Raw genomic sequence first — 14526 nt, 5'->3', positions numbered from 1 at the left:
TGTTCGACCTCGAGCACGTGAACAAACCGTCAAATCATACTAAGTTTATTCAATGTAATTGTTTAATTTTTACTAATATTACTTAATCGCCAATCATTGACTTTTCTTCAGCGGTTATCTCCTCCTCTGAGTCAACATGTAGCCTTCTTGTCTGCATTCCATCGGGCGTAAGTAATACCATCTTCACTGATGCACCGTCCTCACCGAACCTCGTTAAGTACCTAAGAAGTACCTTGTTTGCAAGGACTATGCCTATGTGCTGTGTCTTACCATTAAGCGAGACGCTCTGGTGATAGTGCCAAATCTCCTTCTTAGTTATTATGTTGAATTGCTTAACTATGGAGTCCTTATAATCATCGAGGACCAGGTTATAGATGCTCAATACCCTCCATATCCTTTTTATCGGGTTTATCTCCCCGTAAATCACTACGACAGGTCTCTCGGTCTTTTTCTCCCTAACTCTTGATTGGTAAATTGCCGTTATTACAGGTTTAGAATCAAGCATTAATAAGTCCTTAATGAATTGCCTATACCTAATCACGGCAGCCATGAAAGGCATCAACAACCTAAACCTGAACTCGACACCATTGGGTATTTTTATACTGTCGAAATTACAATTATAGCAATGAACCCTAATAATTGCCGGTGAGGGTTCTATTATCCTCCTTATGAAATCCTGACCTTCCTCAATGATTCCCTCATTACTCACCTTATTCGATTCATCGTTAATAGCCATCAATATTCTATACCTTATAGAATTTATTAAATTTATGGTTCATAATGATAATATTGCCATGTGGAAATTGTGCAGATTATGCACCTTACAAACTACTTTTTAATGAGGCATAGCAACAATTAATTGTATGATAAAGCATGAATTAAGAAAGTACATAACCTATGGACAATTAATTATGTGGCCCAGATTAGTCATAAATATGAAAAACCACATCAAGATACTGCTAACCGTAAGTACAACAGGTAAAGACGAGGTCAGGAACATTAGGTGCTCAAGTATTGAATTAATGAAGCGTGGCTCACCTCTCAGCTGACTTAAGGGAATAAACAATGACCTCCTTATTACCCCTAATAATTACTTGCCTCTGGATCAAACCCTTCCTAATTAAAATGCTCAATGCATTTCTAACAGTCCTGCTCGGAAGCATGGTCTTCTCAACAATCTCCTTCTGCGTTAATTGACCCTCGTACTCAAGGATCTTAAGTATGAACTTAGCACTTGGAGGCAGGTCCATGTTAGCCAGTAGACTTATCTTCTTCTCATAACGGCCAATCGCACTCGAGATCTCACCAATCCTAATAAGCTTGAGTGGTTTCCCAGACATTATCCTGACTTCGCTACCCACGTATGTCCTAATACTACCGTCAATTATCGCTTCAACCCTAGACCTGGAGATTAGGTCCCTAATCATGATCACAGAATCACTGGGCACGATAACGGGTACGCGAGCCAAATTCGTACTATTTACAGGCACGATCTCGATGACCTGGGCTCTCGAGTGTATTAATGGGCCTCCCGCCGACATCGCGTACGCCGTGGAGCCCGTGGGCGTCGATATTATTAGACCATCAGCCACATCATGCCATAGGTACTCATTATTCACGTAAAGGCTATACTCAAGCGTCATCGCACTCCTTGACGGGAATATCGCAACCTCATTTATTGCATATGGTAATTTCTTCCCCTTAATATTCACGGAAAGTCTCAGTATCTCCTCAATATCGTAATTACCATCAACTATTGTGGTCAATGCCTTATCTAGGTTCGTTATATCCACGGAATTCAAAAAAAACTTAATCCGAAGCCCACGGTAAGGACAGGCCCCTCCCACGAATTCAACCTATGAAGGTTCATGAGTATGAACCTATCTGTCCCAATAACACCCACTACATCATATCCATCGACATCACTACCTACCTCGGTGACGACGGTGAAGGAAGAATAATTGCCAATGATCTTCTTAACCTCATCAATAACACTGGGCATCGCTATCAATAATCCCTTCATCTTTGCTAATTATAGAATAATCAAGGAATTTTATTTTTTTACCACCCATCAGAAACCCCTGTAATGTATGCCTTAAAAACCGCGGGTAGGCACCTACCTGAATGCTAACAGCAATGATTATCGGCATACTCGGACTAGTATTCATCGCAGTAGGCTGGACACTCACGCTAGGTGATGTACCACCACTTAAGTTAACAATACCGTACTTACTAGGGAGCACCCTATTAACGGTATACTCAGCACTAAATTGGAACACCATATTCCTAGTACTAAACGGCGCATCAACAATACTCTCCGCAATCAACCTAATAAGGCGGGTTCGAACGCCTAAGGCTAATTCCAAAAATCATGGACAGGGCAACGAGCTCGAGCATTAAATCACCCCTGGCCAAATACGTATCACCACCATTATCCAACAGCCAGGTTACTGGTGAATCAAGAAGCAACGTATTCCTTGCAGTACCCCTACCCAACGCCACAACGTACTCCCCCTGGTCCTTATTGGCCATAACAACGGTATAAATAGAACCAGGGACCACACGGTCACTAACCGCAATTTCAGCCACACCAACCACATCAATTACATTAACACTAACAAAGCCGAGCAGCGACAACGCATCACCCATGGTACCCACGCCCTGAATTTTCCTAAGCATGTTCACTACCGACAATAATACACCCCTCGCAGTACCCCTTTGAATTGGTATGGAATTTCCATAGGGCAGCAACGATAAAACAACGGAACCCCTAGCTCTGCATGCACCACTTATCGAAATAACGACACTACGTGGGGGCACGTCACAATTACCAACCTCCACAACCTCTTCACCCAACTTCCTAACCACATCAACAAGCCATTGTGGTGATTTACCAAATATATAAATCAAGGCTCAATCACCAGGGATGGAAAAATTAACCACTTAAGACGAGTGTAAAAAAAACCGTTCTCCAACTCCTCAATATCCTTCAATATCGCATTTACGGCATCCTTAATAACATCAAGCGGTGGCTTCCCCTTGGTCTTTATCCTAAACCTAACATTCTGAGTCAATGGGTGATCAACATCGTACATTGCATACTCAACATCAGGCCTCTTAAGTAAGTACTCAATCAACGGCGCGAACAACGTATACGTCTCACCCTGCACCACAGCCTCCAGGTAGTTATCCTCAGCCCTAACAATGTTTATCTTGATCACGAAAACAATGTGGAATAGTAGCAAAATAAAAGCTTTAGCTCTAGCTTAAAAATAATACATTAAGCGAATAACAAAGTGATGACAACCCCCGGAACAGACCAATGAAGAATTCACGTACCGACTGACCACACCTAACCCAGCTTTATACGAGTTCATTGTCTGCTTTGTCAATTCATAACTTAGGAACACTTAATTGCATTCACTTACTAGTTCCTGTGAATGGTTTATGCTTATTCGTGAGTTGAGGAGGGGTGGTACCCGTGGCTCTGTGCATGCCTACGTCCTCATTGGTAATGAGCTTGTTCATGTCTCTGAGGTTGGTAGGCTTGTTAGGCGTGGTGATGATGAGTATGTATATGAAGTACCGAGCAACGTCTCACCCTGGATATACATATTCCACTTCAGTAGAAGTGGTTATGGCAGTGTCATTAGATGCCCACCCGGTGACTACGTCGATGCAACGTCCTCTGTAGGACGTTGCGAGAGTAAGACCATCGAGGATGCGGTAAATGATTGGCTGAGCAATGTTAGAATGTTAGCTTCAGAGTTCAAAACCCCGAGTTAAGGGACTTACTGAGTGAGTTATTTAGCGAGTTCGTTGTAATGACTAATGAGACAAGGAACTATTGGAAGTCAATTAATGGCGAATTGAGCTTCATGGGTCATGCCTCTAGGGGACATGAATTCTTCACTGACCCAAGGATTTACTACTTCACGGAGTTAAGCATACCGAGTGATGCCGGTAGGGTTAGAGATGTTAAAAACAACCATGTCCCTAATCTACGAGAATTGGGTAGCCGCAAAGGTCGCCGAGGCATTGAATACGAGGGAGTTGATAAGGAGGAGTTGGGAGACTATTGAATCATTTGCCAATAGACCAGTAACTGTTTGGTTTGAGCAGGGTGGTGAAACAAGCTTCGCAATGCTCGACACGCCACATGGCGAATTTACAATGTGGTAGAATTCCAGGTAAACCCGGCCATTCATGTATTTCTGGATGCCAATATTGTTCATGAAAACGGTAAGTTAGTGTTTGTTAGACCACCAGGTAGAAGGACTGTTAGGCCTGACAACATTGTTGTTAGGGGCAGGTTTGACAACGTCACCGACCTCATTAAGTCAAGCAGTGGGATTGACTTATTGATTAAGTGTAAGGCATTACCCTATGGAAATTGGGAGAATGATATTGACGAGCAAGTCATACCATACATCAGGCAGTTCATGCTAGAAGGGCAATACTCGTTACACGCTATACCGTGCCGAATAGCGTGAGAGAGAAACTACGTAACAACGGAATTGACACGGCAGAAGACGTAAGACCAGGAGGGGCAGGTGTTGCCAAGCTTATGGAGTTAATTAAGGGCGTTGATACGTAAGTGTAGCGGCATTGCAATGCTTTAATATGGGTCTCTTTGTTTTTCTTTTTGTATGCATTTTCGTACTTTGGTTTTGATTGTTGTGGTTATTATTGTTGTAGCTCTGGTCCTCGTGTTTTTGTACCCATACATGACTTTTAAGTCTCCAGAGGTCGTCTCGAGCGATTGGGGTATTTCGAGCCAGAGTTCCATAGCAAGTGTTGTTATTTATGTTAGGTATTGGCTTGAGAATCCGAACCCGTACCCAGTGAGTCTAGTTAGTTCTAGCGCCACTGTGGCTTTCAGTGATGGCGTAACCATAACACTACAGCCAGAGTACCTACCGGTTGAGCTGCAGCCAAATTCTGTGAATGTTACTGTGTTGATAGGCGGCATATCACTGAGCCAGGCCGCACAGCTCATGCTCTCACCACCAACAAGCTTCGTAGTCACCTGGCAATCAACATACCAAACGCCACTTGGCACGAGAACAATAACATGCACAGCAACGACGTACATACCAACGAACCAAACAACACAGGCATGCACAGGCTAAATAGGAAACGAAGCTTAAAGCCTATTGGAAGCGCATGATGTTGGCGCACGGGTTAGGGACTAAGGTAATGAGGTCTTGATGTTTATCATGCTTGTTTTGTGAAATGTAGTGATATTCTTTTGTTTTGTGTCAGTCGTTGGCGAAGTAATCACCGGTCATTAAAGGGTGCGTTCATCACGGGCTAATCAATTACTCGCTGGGTGGTCCTCCGCGTAGCCTTCCTCTCCTCTTTATGTCCCTTGTTCTGTTTATTTCCCTTTCGATTCTCTTGATCAAGGTCTCAAAGGCGTACCTGACGGCGTTTACTGGGTCCCAATCAACCTCGTTGACCGTGTACGTGTTTGCATTGTCCTTGAGCATTATGTGGACTGAGTACTTACTCCTCTTTTCCTCGCCTCCTCTCTCGTACTTCTTAATGTTTATCTTCATGTCGATGACATTAGTCATCCTATTGATCTTGGCGATGTAATTTGAAACAACCTTCTCAACTAGTGGCTTAGTGTCCTCGTCAATCTCGGTGAGCTTCGCCTCAACGGGTATCTCCTCGTAGGGTTTAAGTACGGCCCTTATCACGTCGTAGCTCGATACGACGCCCACCACGGACTCTCCTGAAACCACGGGCATTCCTGAAATGCCCTTATCAAGCATTAAATTGACCGTTGTGTAAACATCATCGGCTTCATTAACGGTTATTACCGGAGTAGTTGCTATCGCCTTCACGGGGGCCGCGAGTACGTCGTCCTCGGTACCAACAACGTCGCCCCTTCTGCTACGCCGTGGTATTGATGCATAGTATAATCGCTCAACTATGTCTCGCATTGAAACTATGCCGTAAAGCTTCCCTGAATCAAGCACTGGTAGGCGTGTTATTCCATGCCTAATCATGAGCCACTTGGCCCTTGCCACAGCCTCGTCGGCATCAATCGTAATTGCCGGCTTAGACATCACTGATGAAACAGACATGCGGGGTAGCATCTTATTATTAAGTAGGTACCTCATTATCTTCTCTCTTGTCAGTATACCGACAAGGCTCATGTTTGAGTCAATCACGGGTATCGCCCTAACCCTTAGGGTTAGTATCTTAGTCATTGCCTTAACGAGGTCTGAGTCCTGGCTTATCGAGTATGGTGGTGACATGGCGCTTGAAACCTTTGATCTAAGCTGATCCTTCGCTCAAGCAAATCCCTGTAGCTCAGTACGCCCACTAATTTGCCGTTCTCGTTAATGACTGGGACAACCCAAGCCTTATAATCCCTCATGTCTGAAATTATCTTGGAAATAATGTCCTTGGGCTTTGCAATAACTACTACGTTATCCATGAGTTCACTGACCAGTGGTGTACTCATTGGGAATTTAATTTGTAAGGCCCTTTAATAATTTAATTGGGTTATAGTTTTATAGGAGACGCTGGGTTGCGGCGTGATGGATTGCCAACAAGCCGTTAACAACGTAATACCCGTAATCCATAACCCAGCCAGTGTGCAGAAATTACTGGATGCGGTTAAGGTCTCGCTTGGCTTTGGCTTGAAGACCATAGTGGTTACTAAGGCCGTGGGTACAGCGGCTCAGCAGGGCGTGCCTGAGGCCTTTAGGCTTGTGCTCAGGTCTGGGGCTACATTGATTGTACTGCCTGACATTAAGGATGCCGTTGAGCTTCTTCACCCAGACTCTGTATACTTCTTGAGCACCAGGGGTGATTCCATGGGGGATGAGGTTAGGGGTAGGGTTTTGGTTGTGATACAGGCGTCTGACCAGCCATTTATGCAGAGCGAGTTGAGCCTGGGGCGGCAGGTTAAGGTTGTTGGTAGGGACGTGGGTAGTACGGCACTACTAACACTGGCGCTTAATAAATTGCTTGGACAATGTGTTGAATGAGGTTATTACTTAAAAATGCTTCATTATTAGTTCTTTCGGTCACGATGTCAGCCTTCATTGATGCATTGGCGATACTGATAGTGCTTGTGGTGATAGCCCTAATAGCCGATGCCTCAATAATATACATAGCGAGGAGAATTGCCGCAAGGAACCCAAACGCATCTAAGCTCCAGAGGTATGAGGCTGGTAACCCACCGGTTGGTGAGGCTAGGTATGTCTTCCCCATACAGTACGTAGGTTTCCTACTCATGTTTCTCGGTATGGAGCCTATCATTGTCATATTACTAATCCTATCATCAATCGCCATCAAGGCACTACCAATGACCTATATAATACTGGCTGTGCTTGTAATAACCCTACCAAGTATCTATGTTGGTTATAAATACGCATTAAAAATAGCGTATCCCAAAGAATTTATAAGAAGGTCAAGCGGTAGGTGACGCGAATGTCACTTGACAAATATTTAGAACCCTACAAGAAGTGGGGCACGAAGTACTCCCTATGGCCTGTCCACCTCGTAACGGCATGCTGCGGCGTTGAGATGGCGCATACCTGGAACCCAACCTACGATGCGGAGAGGCTTGGTTCGTTACCATGGCATGCACCAAGGCAGACAAACCTAATCCTTGTTGAGGGTACAATAACCTTCAAGATGGCCAGAGTCCTCAGGTATGTTTGGGAGCAAATGAGTGATCCAAAGTACGTAATTGCCATGGGCTCCTGCGCCGCTGAGGGCGGCATATTCTGGAATAGCTACCACGCGGTCCCCGTTAATAAAATAATACCAATTGACGCATACGCCATTGGTTGTCCACCAACGCCAGAGGCCGTTATTCAGATGATTAGGATCGTCCAGAGGAAGATAGAGACGGGTGAGGCCAAGGCCAATGTTAAGCCAAAGACGATTGATTTAACGAAAATATTCACGCCATCACCGACTAAACAACCCGCACCAAACCCACCGCACAGGATAACCCCAAACCCGCACATACCCATTTGCCAGGAGAAGAAGGTGGAGTGGCCCTTCGGTTATGAATTAATAAACAATCAATTAATGCCCGCGCTCAAGGAATCGGCCAAGAAGATCGTTGTAACTGACATTAATAGAATATGCATTGATACGGAACCCAATAAATTAAGGGATGCCGCATTATCGTTGTCAAAGCTCGGCTTTGACCATGTTAAGTCGGTTAACGTTATTGATGCACCCCACGAGAACAAGTTCTACATTGAGTACTGGATATCGAGTTACAGCAAGAAGGAGCTAATGCCAGTGCTCATTTCATTAACAACGGAGATAACGAGGGACAACCCCAGGGTGCCAAGCCTAATCGACATTTGGCCGAGCGCCGACTACATGGAGCGTGAAATGTATGACTTCTTCGGCGTTTGGTTCGAGGGTAACCCATGGATGGGAAAGAACTTCCTGCTTGACCCAGACACCCCTGTTAAGTTCCCACTTAGGAAGGACGTACCAATAGTTAGGGAGTTCTACATAGTCGATAGGGAATTCCCTGGACTACCAGTGGCGCCGCCACAGCCGAAACCGACTGCAGCACCGCAGAAGCCAGCCCAGGCACCAGCCCAACCGAAACCCGCACAGCAGGCTCCGCAACCAAAGCCCACAGAGGCTGCACCGCAGTCAAAGCCAGCTCAGGAAAAGCCAGGTGAGGGTAAGCAGGAGGTGGGTAGCACCGGGTGATTGGCATGGGTAGTAATGAGAGGTATGCAGAGTTGCCCGTTAGGATGGAGGTACCTGAGGAGTTCGTTAAGAACTTCGTACCAATACCAAAGGAGTACGTCGAGGAGGCCTACAGGAGCGAGGAGTACCTGGTCTTCATTGGGCCTCAACATCCAGGTAGTGGGCACATGAGGATAATACTTAGGCTCAAGGGTGATTACATTGTCGATGCAATACCGGATCCGGGTTATGTCCATAGGGGTGTGGAGAAGCTTGCCGAGACCAGGCTCTACATACACATATTACCACTCATCGAGAGACCCACGATTCAGGACTCGGCAAACTTCGACCTTGGCTACTCACGTGCAGTGGAGAAGCTGGCTGACTTAGACGTGCCCAAGAGGGCCCAGTACATTAGGGTAATTCTGGCTGAGTTAAGTAGGATTGCTACGCATCTATACGATACTGGAATCCTTGCCGTATTCATTGGCCATAGCACGGGCTACATGTGGGCCTTTGGACTTAGGGACGTGATTAATGAGGCTTCGTGAGAATAACAGGCACAAGAACAACGCTTAGCTATACCGTGCCGGGTGGTGTCAGGTGGGATGTTAAGCCCGATGTACTCAACTTTGTTTATGAATTAACGAACTACCTGGAGAGGAAGATGAAGGATATGGAGTCCATATTCGTTAAGAACCCAGTCACAATACATAGGCTTAAGGAGGTCGGCGTGTTAACGAAGGACGAGGCGATTAAGTATGGATTAGTCGGCCCATTCCTAAGGGCCTCCGGTGTTGAGTATGATGTTAGGAAGGTGGAACCTTACGAGGTCTATAACGAGTTTGAGTGGGATATACCGGTGGCTGATGAGGGTGATTCATACTCGAGGTTCCTTGTTAGGGTTGAGGAGATTAGGCAGAGCATTAAGATAATTAGGCAGGCGGTTAAGAACATACCAGACACACCAATACTAAGTGAGAAAATACTATCAAGAATACCACCAAAGGACAGACCGCAGGCAGCCAAGGATGTAAGGACATTCCTAACAAAGACCCACGTGGGATTGACGCCAGGCGCTGGCGAGGCAACAACATTAACGGAGGCCTCAAGAGGACTATTACTATTCACATTAATATCCGATGGCCACAGCAACGTGCCATATAGGTTAAGGATGGTCACGCCATCATGGCTCCTGCTCAGGGGATTCATGGAGGCATTGAAGGGCTATAGGTTAGCAGATGTACCGGCCATATACGGAAGCTTCGGCTACTTCCCACCAGAGGCCGATAGATAGTTACGAAATTCTTTTAATTAATTTTTGAATATTGTCATTAAAATTATGAAACTAAGAAGGAGTATACATTGGGATTTATATAGTCGTCCTGACGTTTATGATACCATTTTCTCGTGGGATCCTAATATTGAGACCAGGTACATTATTAAGATTATGAGGCGCTTTCTTGTAGAAAATACAAATACTTTTGCATTATCTACGTTGGATATTGGGTGCGGAACTGGTAGGGTTGCTAAGAAGTTACTAAGGTATGTGAGGGATGTTATATGCCTAGATTTATCTCTTAACATGCTTCTTTATATTAGTAATGACGAGATTATGCGCATTAATGCCGATATGCTTAATATTCCAATCAGGGATAGATCTATTAATGTGGCCTACAGTCTATTAGCAACAGTTAATCATGTAGATACCATTAACGAACTTTACCATCACCTTTTAGAAGTGCATAGAGTGCTTAAGAATAATGGTATGTACATTGTAGATCTAGTCCTAGAGAGACCTCCCTGTATAGGCGTATGCGATGAATGGGATATGAAGTATCTAAATATGGAGTGCACAGCTAAGCATGTTATTGAATCTATTCGAAGCGATCATTTTGTCGAGGTGCTGGAGTTGAAGTGCGGAAATTATGTGGTCATTAAGTCTCAGGATACTTTATTATTACCAAAAACTGGTCTTTTCATTGATAAAGCAATGAATGCCGGCTTTAGAGAGGTTATTTTCCTTAAGTCATTTACACTAAAGGCTATGAGTAGTCCTCAAGGCAGGACTTTCGCAATATTAATAAAGTAGGGAGGGAATAATGTTCAGGAAATAGTTACGAATTCATCGCTCCTATTCATTAGTGCTTTATATATCTCTCTGTGTTTATTTCCTAGATGTTACCCAGTGATTATGGACCTGGAGATATTGAATTTTGGATTGAGCCTCCATTACTACTCTCCATACAATCTGATGTTAAGAGGATGTTGGATGAAGGTGTTGATTCTCAAATACTTACCCTGGTCCGTGGGTTAAGGAAGATTATCGAGGATAAGGGTTTAATTAGGAATATTAATTCATCGGCAAAGGCCTTTAATGCCTATGCAATTGATTCGAGCTATCCAGCGCCGCCTCTTGAGTTAATTGGCGGTGTTATGACCGTGCTTTCCTATGGCTATGTTGGTTACCTCAATGGTTCCTACGATAGGTACATGACTGGTGAGGTTGTTTTTGAGGATGTTGGTGAGTTTGAGAGGGTGATTACGAGGAGGGCTCAGGTTAGGGAGAGGGAGTTGGCGATTAGGCTTCTTCGTAATAAGGCCAGGGGGAGGAAGGAGGTTGACCTAATAATTCTTGATGGTGAAATACCAATACACCCACTACCATACAACTTACCGGTTGAGGGTGGCGTGCTCGCCCGCGTGACTAACGTAATTGGTGACTTGATGGACCTGGCCGTGAGGACCAATACACCGATTATTGGTGTTGTTAAGAGGGTTAGGTCGAGGTTCCTATCAATACTAACTAATGAGTGCCTGCCAATGAATGATAAACTCATTGCAAGCCTGGTACTCAATAATGGTGAGTATATGATACTCGGTAGCTATGGTGATATCCTGCCCCAGTGGATTAAGGTAAACTATAGTGACTGCGAGTTAAGGAAAAGGTGTAAGAGTGCGAATTGTGATGGCGTAAGGGACTTAATGAGTAGGAGACTCAGCGAGGGTCTGGCAAACCTTGAGGGGGTATTTAGCGGTTCTAAACATCCAGGTTTGAGGATGCTTAGGGATATATACGTGGTATTTTATAAGCCGCGTAATGGTGCACCCGCTGTCAAACTCGAGGTCTTCAACCCGAATGATAGGGTGAGTATTGAGGAGCTGGTGGTGTATCTTGAGTCACAGACGACAGATACTGGTTACCCATTCCTGCTTGATAGGTTGATGAGTATGTGAGACTTGATCCCAAAATACTGGATTACGTGAGGAATTTAATAATCAAGGGTTCGAAGGACTTAAACCCAGCCCTGTTAACAATGCTTCAATTGACAAATCCACAGAAGGCTTACCTGGTGAGGAGACTTGAGGCGTGATTGAGTGATTAATAAGGTGAGCTATCTTTAATAATTTGTAGGGAAGAATCGTTTTGTAATGAGGATTGGTGTTAGGATGATGGGCTTAATAATTAAGGTTTCCGTATTCCTATCGCTGGCGATAGCCGCGGTTGTGGGTATAAGGTTTGTCAACTCGATCTTCGCGCCAGTAATAATACTGACCCTACTTGTGCTTATCATTCTTCTTAATAGGATAATAAATAGAAGGCTATTGAGCATGTGGGGTTCGCAGTTATTGAATATTGATAATTACGCAATTTATGAGAGGGGTATATACGTAAAGCCCATGGACATATTTTACCCATGGGATGAATTAATCACCATACGTAATGAGCAATCGATAATAACATTCGTGTTTAACGATGGTACCGAAATCTCACTATCGAGGAGCATTATTGAGAATTTACGGGGTTGCCCCTGTATTAACAAGATTGATGGTGTAGTGGGTAAATAATAAATAGTTCTGGTTTATCACTAGGGAATGGTGGTTCCTCATTGCGGAGGGTAATAATACTGGGCGCGGGTGGTCGAGACCTGCACGTATTTAACATGTACTATAGGCATAACCCAGAGTATAAGGTTGTGGCTGTCGCCCAGGTTCAAATACCGGGTATTGGCGGTAAGCGGTACATAAAGGGTGCTGGAGACCTATATCAACCAGGTGGTATACCGCTTATTGGGCTTAAGGATCTTGAGGACCTTGGGCGCTTAATAAGGGATTTGGGCGCTGACGAGGTTATCTTAGCCTATAGTGACCTGCTCTATAATGATGTGGGTAGGATAATAAGTATTGTGCTGGCAAATGGCGCTAGCTTCAGTATTCTTGGCCCTAGGGATACCATGATAAAGTCATCAAAGCCCATGATCGGCGTAGTGGCTACGAGGACCGGCGCCGGCAAGTCAACGGTCTCTCATGAGGTAACGCTCGAACTCGTTAGGAGGGGGTTGAAGGTCGCAGCGATTAGGCATCCAATGATATACATGAACCCAGACGACATGTTGGTGCAGATATTTAGGACTAAGCAGGACCTAATGAAGATCACCTTTGAGGAGAGGGAGGAGTATGAGCACTACGTAGACGTTGGTGTACCTGTACTTGCCGGCGTTGATTATGAGATGATACTCAATGAGGCTGAGTCCATGGCAGACGTGTTATTGTGGGATGGCGGAAACAACGACTTTCCATTTTACTACACAGATTACCTAATAACGGTTACTGACGCTAGAAGACCAGGGCATGAGGTTGGGAGCTTCCCAGGCGAGGTGAATACTAGGCTCGCCGATGCTGTAATTGTGACTAAGGTCTCGGACTCAACCCCCGAGAATGTAAGGACCATAATCAATAATATAAAGGCTGTTAACCCAAGGGTGTCAATAACGCAGGCAGATCTCGAGGTATACCTAGAGGATCCAAATGCTGTGGCTGGTAAAAGGGTGGTGATAATCGAGGATGCGCCGACGGTAACGCATGGCGGCTTACCATACGCGGCGGGGTACATAGCCGCTAAGAAGTATAATGCCGAGATAGTGGATCCGAAGCCGTACGCCGTGGGCATAATAAAGGAGACCTACGCAAAGTACACGCACATGGGGCCCGTACTACCAAGCCTAGGCTACACGCCAGAGCAGATTAGGGATTTGGAAGAGACTATAAGGAGGATACCTGCTGACGTAGTCATCATGGGTACTCCAGCCCGCATCGAGGATGTGGTTAAGATCGATAAGTCCATCGTTAGGGCCAGGTGGAGGCTTAAGGTTCTTGAGGGGCCAACGGTGGGTCAATTAATTGATGAATTCCTTGAGCGTGCAAGGCTTAAGTAGGTTTGCGGGACGTGACCAAATCCATTAAATATTTCGGTATTGGCTTATTATTCGTACCTATGGGCATGCCGTAATTCACAATTATCGGAATTATACCCTCCCAATGCCTATCACTACTAACTATCGGCCCACCAACCCTCCTCTTAATTGCAAAGTCCTCAATCCTGATCTTAACAACGGCTACCGATTCCAACTCATTGGTTGTTGGTAACTCAGTATCGTTTAGTCTGCCAGGCACTAATCGATTAATTATTAATTGAAACACACGGAGTTTTTCGCTTAAGTCGTTAATGAAGGATCCCCTGCCATATACGATGGCTGATTCGTAATTTATCGAGTTATTGCATAAATTGCTCGAGAGCGCTATGCCATGAACCTCGGTAACAGCTATCACAATAGGAGACCCATTACCAATTATCTTAATCAACCTGCTGTCCGGTGAACCATGCATGTATATGTATTGATCATCATTAACATAAAGCATTGGTATTACGTATGGTTCATTATTGTCAATGAAGCCAACGTGACATACAAAATTCCTATTCAATATCCTCATTAATTCATTCTTGTCATACGAGGCTCTCTCACTGTACCTTGTCACCTTAACCCTACGAAAACCCAT

Annotated in this window: 22 protein-coding genes and 1 pseudogene; 15 read left to right on the top strand and 8 right to left on the bottom strand. The window is 44.7% G+C overall.

The features are described 5' to 3' along the window. Nucleotides 1–82: 82 nt before the first annotated feature. Nucleotides 83–736 carry a hypothetical protein gene (locus JCM16159_RS00685; protein ID WP_054856613.1) on the bottom strand — a complete coding sequence of 218 codons (654 nt, stop codon included), beginning with the start codon at nt 734–736 and terminating at the stop codon, nt 83–85. Nucleotides 737–863: 127 nt separating this feature from the next. On the opposite strand from JCM16159_RS00685, the gene JCM16159_RS00680 reads away from it, so the two are divergent. Continuing rightward, entirely contained in the window at nt 864–1049 is a 186-nt protein-coding gene (locus JCM16159_RS00680) for a hypothetical protein (protein WP_054856612.1), read from the top strand. On the opposite strand, the gene JCM16159_RS00675 is transcribed toward JCM16159_RS00680, so the two are convergent. Then, nucleotides 1035–1793 (bottom strand): winged helix-turn-helix transcriptional regulator, encoded by a 759-nt coding sequence (locus JCM16159_RS00675; RefSeq protein WP_243665520.1) that lies wholly within the window; start codon nt 1791–1793, stop codon nt 1035–1037. The genes JCM16159_RS00680 and JCM16159_RS00675 overlap by 15 nt on opposite strands. 5 nt (nt 1794–1798) lie before the next feature. Further along, nucleotides 1799–2023 carry a hypothetical protein gene (locus JCM16159_RS13170; protein ID WP_243665448.1) on the bottom strand — a complete coding sequence of 75 codons (225 nt, stop codon included), beginning with the start codon at nt 2021–2023 and terminating at the stop codon, nt 1799–1801. A 101-nt stretch (nt 2024–2124) separates the two neighbouring features. Between JCM16159_RS13170 and JCM16159_RS13165 the strand changes: the two genes are divergently transcribed. Beyond that, nucleotides 2125–2400 (top strand): hypothetical protein, encoded by a 276-nt coding sequence (locus JCM16159_RS13165; protein WP_243665447.1) that lies wholly within the window; start codon nt 2125–2127, stop codon nt 2398–2400. Here the strand turns inward: JCM16159_RS13165 and JCM16159_RS00665 are convergent. Then, entirely contained in the window at nt 2329–2910 is a 582-nt protein-coding gene (locus JCM16159_RS00665; protein ID WP_054856610.1) for a hypothetical protein, read from the bottom strand. The two genes, JCM16159_RS13165 and JCM16159_RS00665, sit on opposite strands and share 72 nt — an antisense overlap. Beyond that, on the bottom strand, nt 2907–3221 hold the full coding sequence (locus JCM16159_RS00660) for an RpoL/Rpb11 RNA polymerase subunit family protein (protein WP_054856609.1): 315 nt from the start codon (nt 3219–3221) through the stop codon (nt 2907–2909). The genes JCM16159_RS00665 and JCM16159_RS00660 overlap by 4 nt, the downstream gene beginning before the upstream one ends. A 226-nt stretch (nt 3222–3447) precedes the next feature. On the opposite strand from JCM16159_RS00660, the gene JCM16159_RS00655 reads away from it, so the two are divergent. From JCM16159_RS00655 to JCM16159_RS00640, 4 genes are all read left to right on the top strand, one after another. Beyond that, nucleotides 3448–3786, top strand: a complete 339-nt coding sequence (locus JCM16159_RS00655) for a hypothetical protein (protein WP_054856608.1) — start codon at nt 3448–3450, stop codon at nt 3784–3786. A gap of 168 nt (nt 3787–3954) precedes the next feature. Then, nucleotides 3955–4182, top strand: a complete 228-nt coding sequence (locus tag JCM16159_RS00650) for a hypothetical protein (RefSeq protein WP_243665446.1) — start codon at nt 3955–3957, stop codon at nt 4180–4182. Between the two features lie 68 nt (nt 4183–4250). After that, on the top strand, nt 4251–4493 hold the full coding sequence (locus JCM16159_RS00645) for a hypothetical protein (protein WP_243665445.1): 243 nt from the start codon (nt 4251–4253) through the stop codon (nt 4491–4493). Nucleotides 4494–4649: 156 nt separating this feature from the next. Continuing rightward, complete coding sequence (locus tag JCM16159_RS00640; RefSeq protein WP_243665444.1) at nt 4650–5132, top strand: hypothetical protein; 483 nt, start codon at nt 4650–4652, stop codon at nt 5130–5132. A gap of 189 nt (nt 5133–5321) precedes the next feature. Here JCM16159_RS00640 and JCM16159_RS00635 read toward each other — a convergent pair whose 3' ends face one another. After that, nucleotides 5322–6269 (bottom strand): CBS domain-containing protein, encoded by a 948-nt coding sequence (locus JCM16159_RS00635; RefSeq protein WP_054856604.1) that lies wholly within the window; start codon nt 6267–6269, stop codon nt 5322–5324. Beyond that, nucleotides 6248–6478, bottom strand: a complete 231-nt coding sequence (locus tag JCM16159_RS00630; protein WP_054856603.1) for a CBS domain-containing protein — start codon at nt 6476–6478, stop codon at nt 6248–6250. Before JCM16159_RS00630 ends, JCM16159_RS00635 begins: the two co-directional genes overlap by 22 nt. A 76-nt stretch (nt 6479–6554) precedes the next feature. Between JCM16159_RS00630 and JCM16159_RS00625 the strand changes: the two genes are divergently transcribed. The 9 genes and pseudogenes from JCM16159_RS00625 to JCM16159_RS00590 all read left to right on the top strand — a co-directional run bounded on the left by JCM16159_RS00625 (nt 6555) and on the right by JCM16159_RS00590 (nt 13904). Continuing rightward, complete coding sequence (locus JCM16159_RS00625; RefSeq protein WP_054856602.1) at nt 6555–7007, top strand: RecB-family nuclease; 453 nt, start codon at nt 6555–6557, stop codon at nt 7005–7007. A 44-nt stretch (nt 7008–7051) separates the two neighbouring features. Then, entirely contained in the window at nt 7052–7447 is a 396-nt protein-coding gene (gene ndhC / locus JCM16159_RS00620) for an NADH-quinone oxidoreductase subunit A (protein WP_243665443.1), read from the top strand. A 5-nt stretch (nt 7448–7452) separates the two neighbouring features. Beyond that, complete coding sequence (nuoB, locus tag JCM16159_RS00615) at nt 7453–8709, top strand: NADH-quinone oxidoreductase subunit NuoB (RefSeq protein WP_054856600.1); 1257 nt, start codon at nt 7453–7455, stop codon at nt 8707–8709. Beyond that, nucleotides 8709–9985: pseudogene (locus JCM16159_RS18135) on the top strand (NADH-quinone oxidoreductase subunit D). Before nuoB ends, JCM16159_RS18135 begins: the two are co-directional and overlap by 1 nt. A 45-nt stretch (nt 9986–10030) precedes the next feature. After that, entirely contained in the window at nt 10031–10780 is a 750-nt protein-coding gene (locus tag JCM16159_RS00605; protein WP_054856599.1) for a class I SAM-dependent methyltransferase, read from the top strand. An 86-nt stretch (nt 10781–10866) separates the two neighbouring features. Further along, nucleotides 10867–11925 carry a DNA double-strand break repair nuclease NurA gene (locus tag JCM16159_RS00600; RefSeq protein WP_243665440.1) on the top strand — a complete coding sequence of 353 codons (1059 nt, stop codon included), beginning with the start codon at nt 10867–10869 and terminating at the stop codon, nt 11923–11925. After that, complete coding sequence (locus tag JCM16159_RS13150; RefSeq protein ID WP_243665439.1) at nt 11922–12062, top strand: hypothetical protein; 141 nt, start codon at nt 11922–11924, stop codon at nt 12060–12062. The genes JCM16159_RS00600 and JCM16159_RS13150 overlap by 4 nt, the downstream gene beginning before the upstream one ends. A 58-nt stretch (nt 12063–12120) precedes the next feature. Beyond that, entirely contained in the window at nt 12121–12537 is a 417-nt protein-coding gene (locus JCM16159_RS00595; RefSeq protein WP_054856598.1) for a hypothetical protein, read from the top strand. A 41-nt stretch (nt 12538–12578) separates the two neighbouring features. Next, the gene (locus JCM16159_RS00590; RefSeq protein ID WP_054856597.1) at nt 12579–13904 is read left to right on the top strand and encodes a cyclic 2,3-diphosphoglycerate synthase; all 1326 of its coding nucleotides are present in this window, start codon (nt 12579–12581) and stop codon (nt 13902–13904) included. On the opposite strand, the gene JCM16159_RS00585 is transcribed toward JCM16159_RS00590, so the two are convergent. Then, nucleotides 13897–14526 carry a pyridoxamine 5'-phosphate oxidase family protein gene (locus JCM16159_RS00585; protein ID WP_054856596.1) on the bottom strand — a complete coding sequence of 210 codons (630 nt, stop codon included), beginning with the start codon at nt 14524–14526 and terminating at the stop codon, nt 13897–13899. The genes JCM16159_RS00590 and JCM16159_RS00585 overlap by 8 nt on opposite strands.

The sequence above is a fragment of the Vulcanisaeta sp. JCM 16159 genome (assembly GCF_001316265.1).
Lineage (GTDB): Archaea > Thermoproteota > Thermoprotei > Thermoproteales > Thermocladiaceae > Vulcanisaeta.
The sequence above is the reverse complement of the archived record's forward strand: the minus strand, read 5'-3'. Positions and strand labels throughout refer to the sequence as shown.

Coding starts and splice junctions, on each gene's coding strand:
- JCM16159_RS00685 (WP_054856613.1), bottom strand. CDS start 736: ATGGCTATTAACGATGAATCGAATAAGGTGAGTAATGAGGGAATCATT.
- JCM16159_RS00680 (WP_054856612.1), top strand. CDS start 864: ATGATAAAGCATGAATTAAGAAAGTACATAACCTATGGACAATTAATT.
- JCM16159_RS13170 (WP_243665448.1), bottom strand. CDS start 2,023: ATGAAGGGATTATTGATAGCGATGCCCAGTGTTATTGATGAGGTTAAG.
- JCM16159_RS13165 (WP_243665447.1), top strand. CDS start 2,125: ATGCTAACAGCAATGATTATCGGCATACTCGGACTAGTATTCATCGCA.
- JCM16159_RS00655 (WP_054856608.1), top strand. CDS start 3,448: ATGCTTATTCGTGAGTTGAGGAGGGGTGGTACCCGTGGCTCTGTGCAT.
- JCM16159_RS00640 (WP_243665444.1), top strand. CDS start 4,650: ATGCATTTTCGTACTTTGGTTTTGATTGTTGTGGTTATTATTGTTGTA.
- JCM16159_RS00635 (WP_054856604.1), bottom strand. CDS start 6,269: ATGTCACCACCATACTCGATAAGCCAGGACTCAGACCTCGTTAAGGCA.
- JCM16159_RS00630 (WP_054856603.1), bottom strand. CDS start 6,478: ATGAGTACACCACTGGTCAGTGAACTCATGGATAACGTAGTAGTTATT.
- JCM16159_RS00625 (WP_054856602.1), top strand. CDS start 6,555: ATGGATTGCCAACAAGCCGTTAACAACGTAATACCCGTAATCCATAAC.
- ndhC (WP_243665443.1), top strand. CDS start 7,052: ATGTCAGCCTTCATTGATGCATTGGCGATACTGATAGTGCTTGTGGTG.
- nuoB (WP_054856600.1), top strand. CDS start 7,453: ATGTCACTTGACAAATATTTAGAACCCTACAAGAAGTGGGGCACGAAG.
- JCM16159_RS00605 (WP_054856599.1), top strand. CDS start 10,031: ATGAAACTAAGAAGGAGTATACATTGGGATTTATATAGTCGTCCTGAC.
- JCM16159_RS00600 (WP_243665440.1), top strand. CDS start 10,867: ATGTTACCCAGTGATTATGGACCTGGAGATATTGAATTTTGGATTGAG.
- JCM16159_RS00595 (WP_054856598.1), top strand. CDS start 12,121: ATGAGGATTGGTGTTAGGATGATGGGCTTAATAATTAAGGTTTCCGTA.
- JCM16159_RS00585 (WP_054856596.1), bottom strand. CDS start 14,526: ATGGGTTTTCGTAGGGTTAAGGTGACAAGGTACAGTGAGAGAGCCTCG.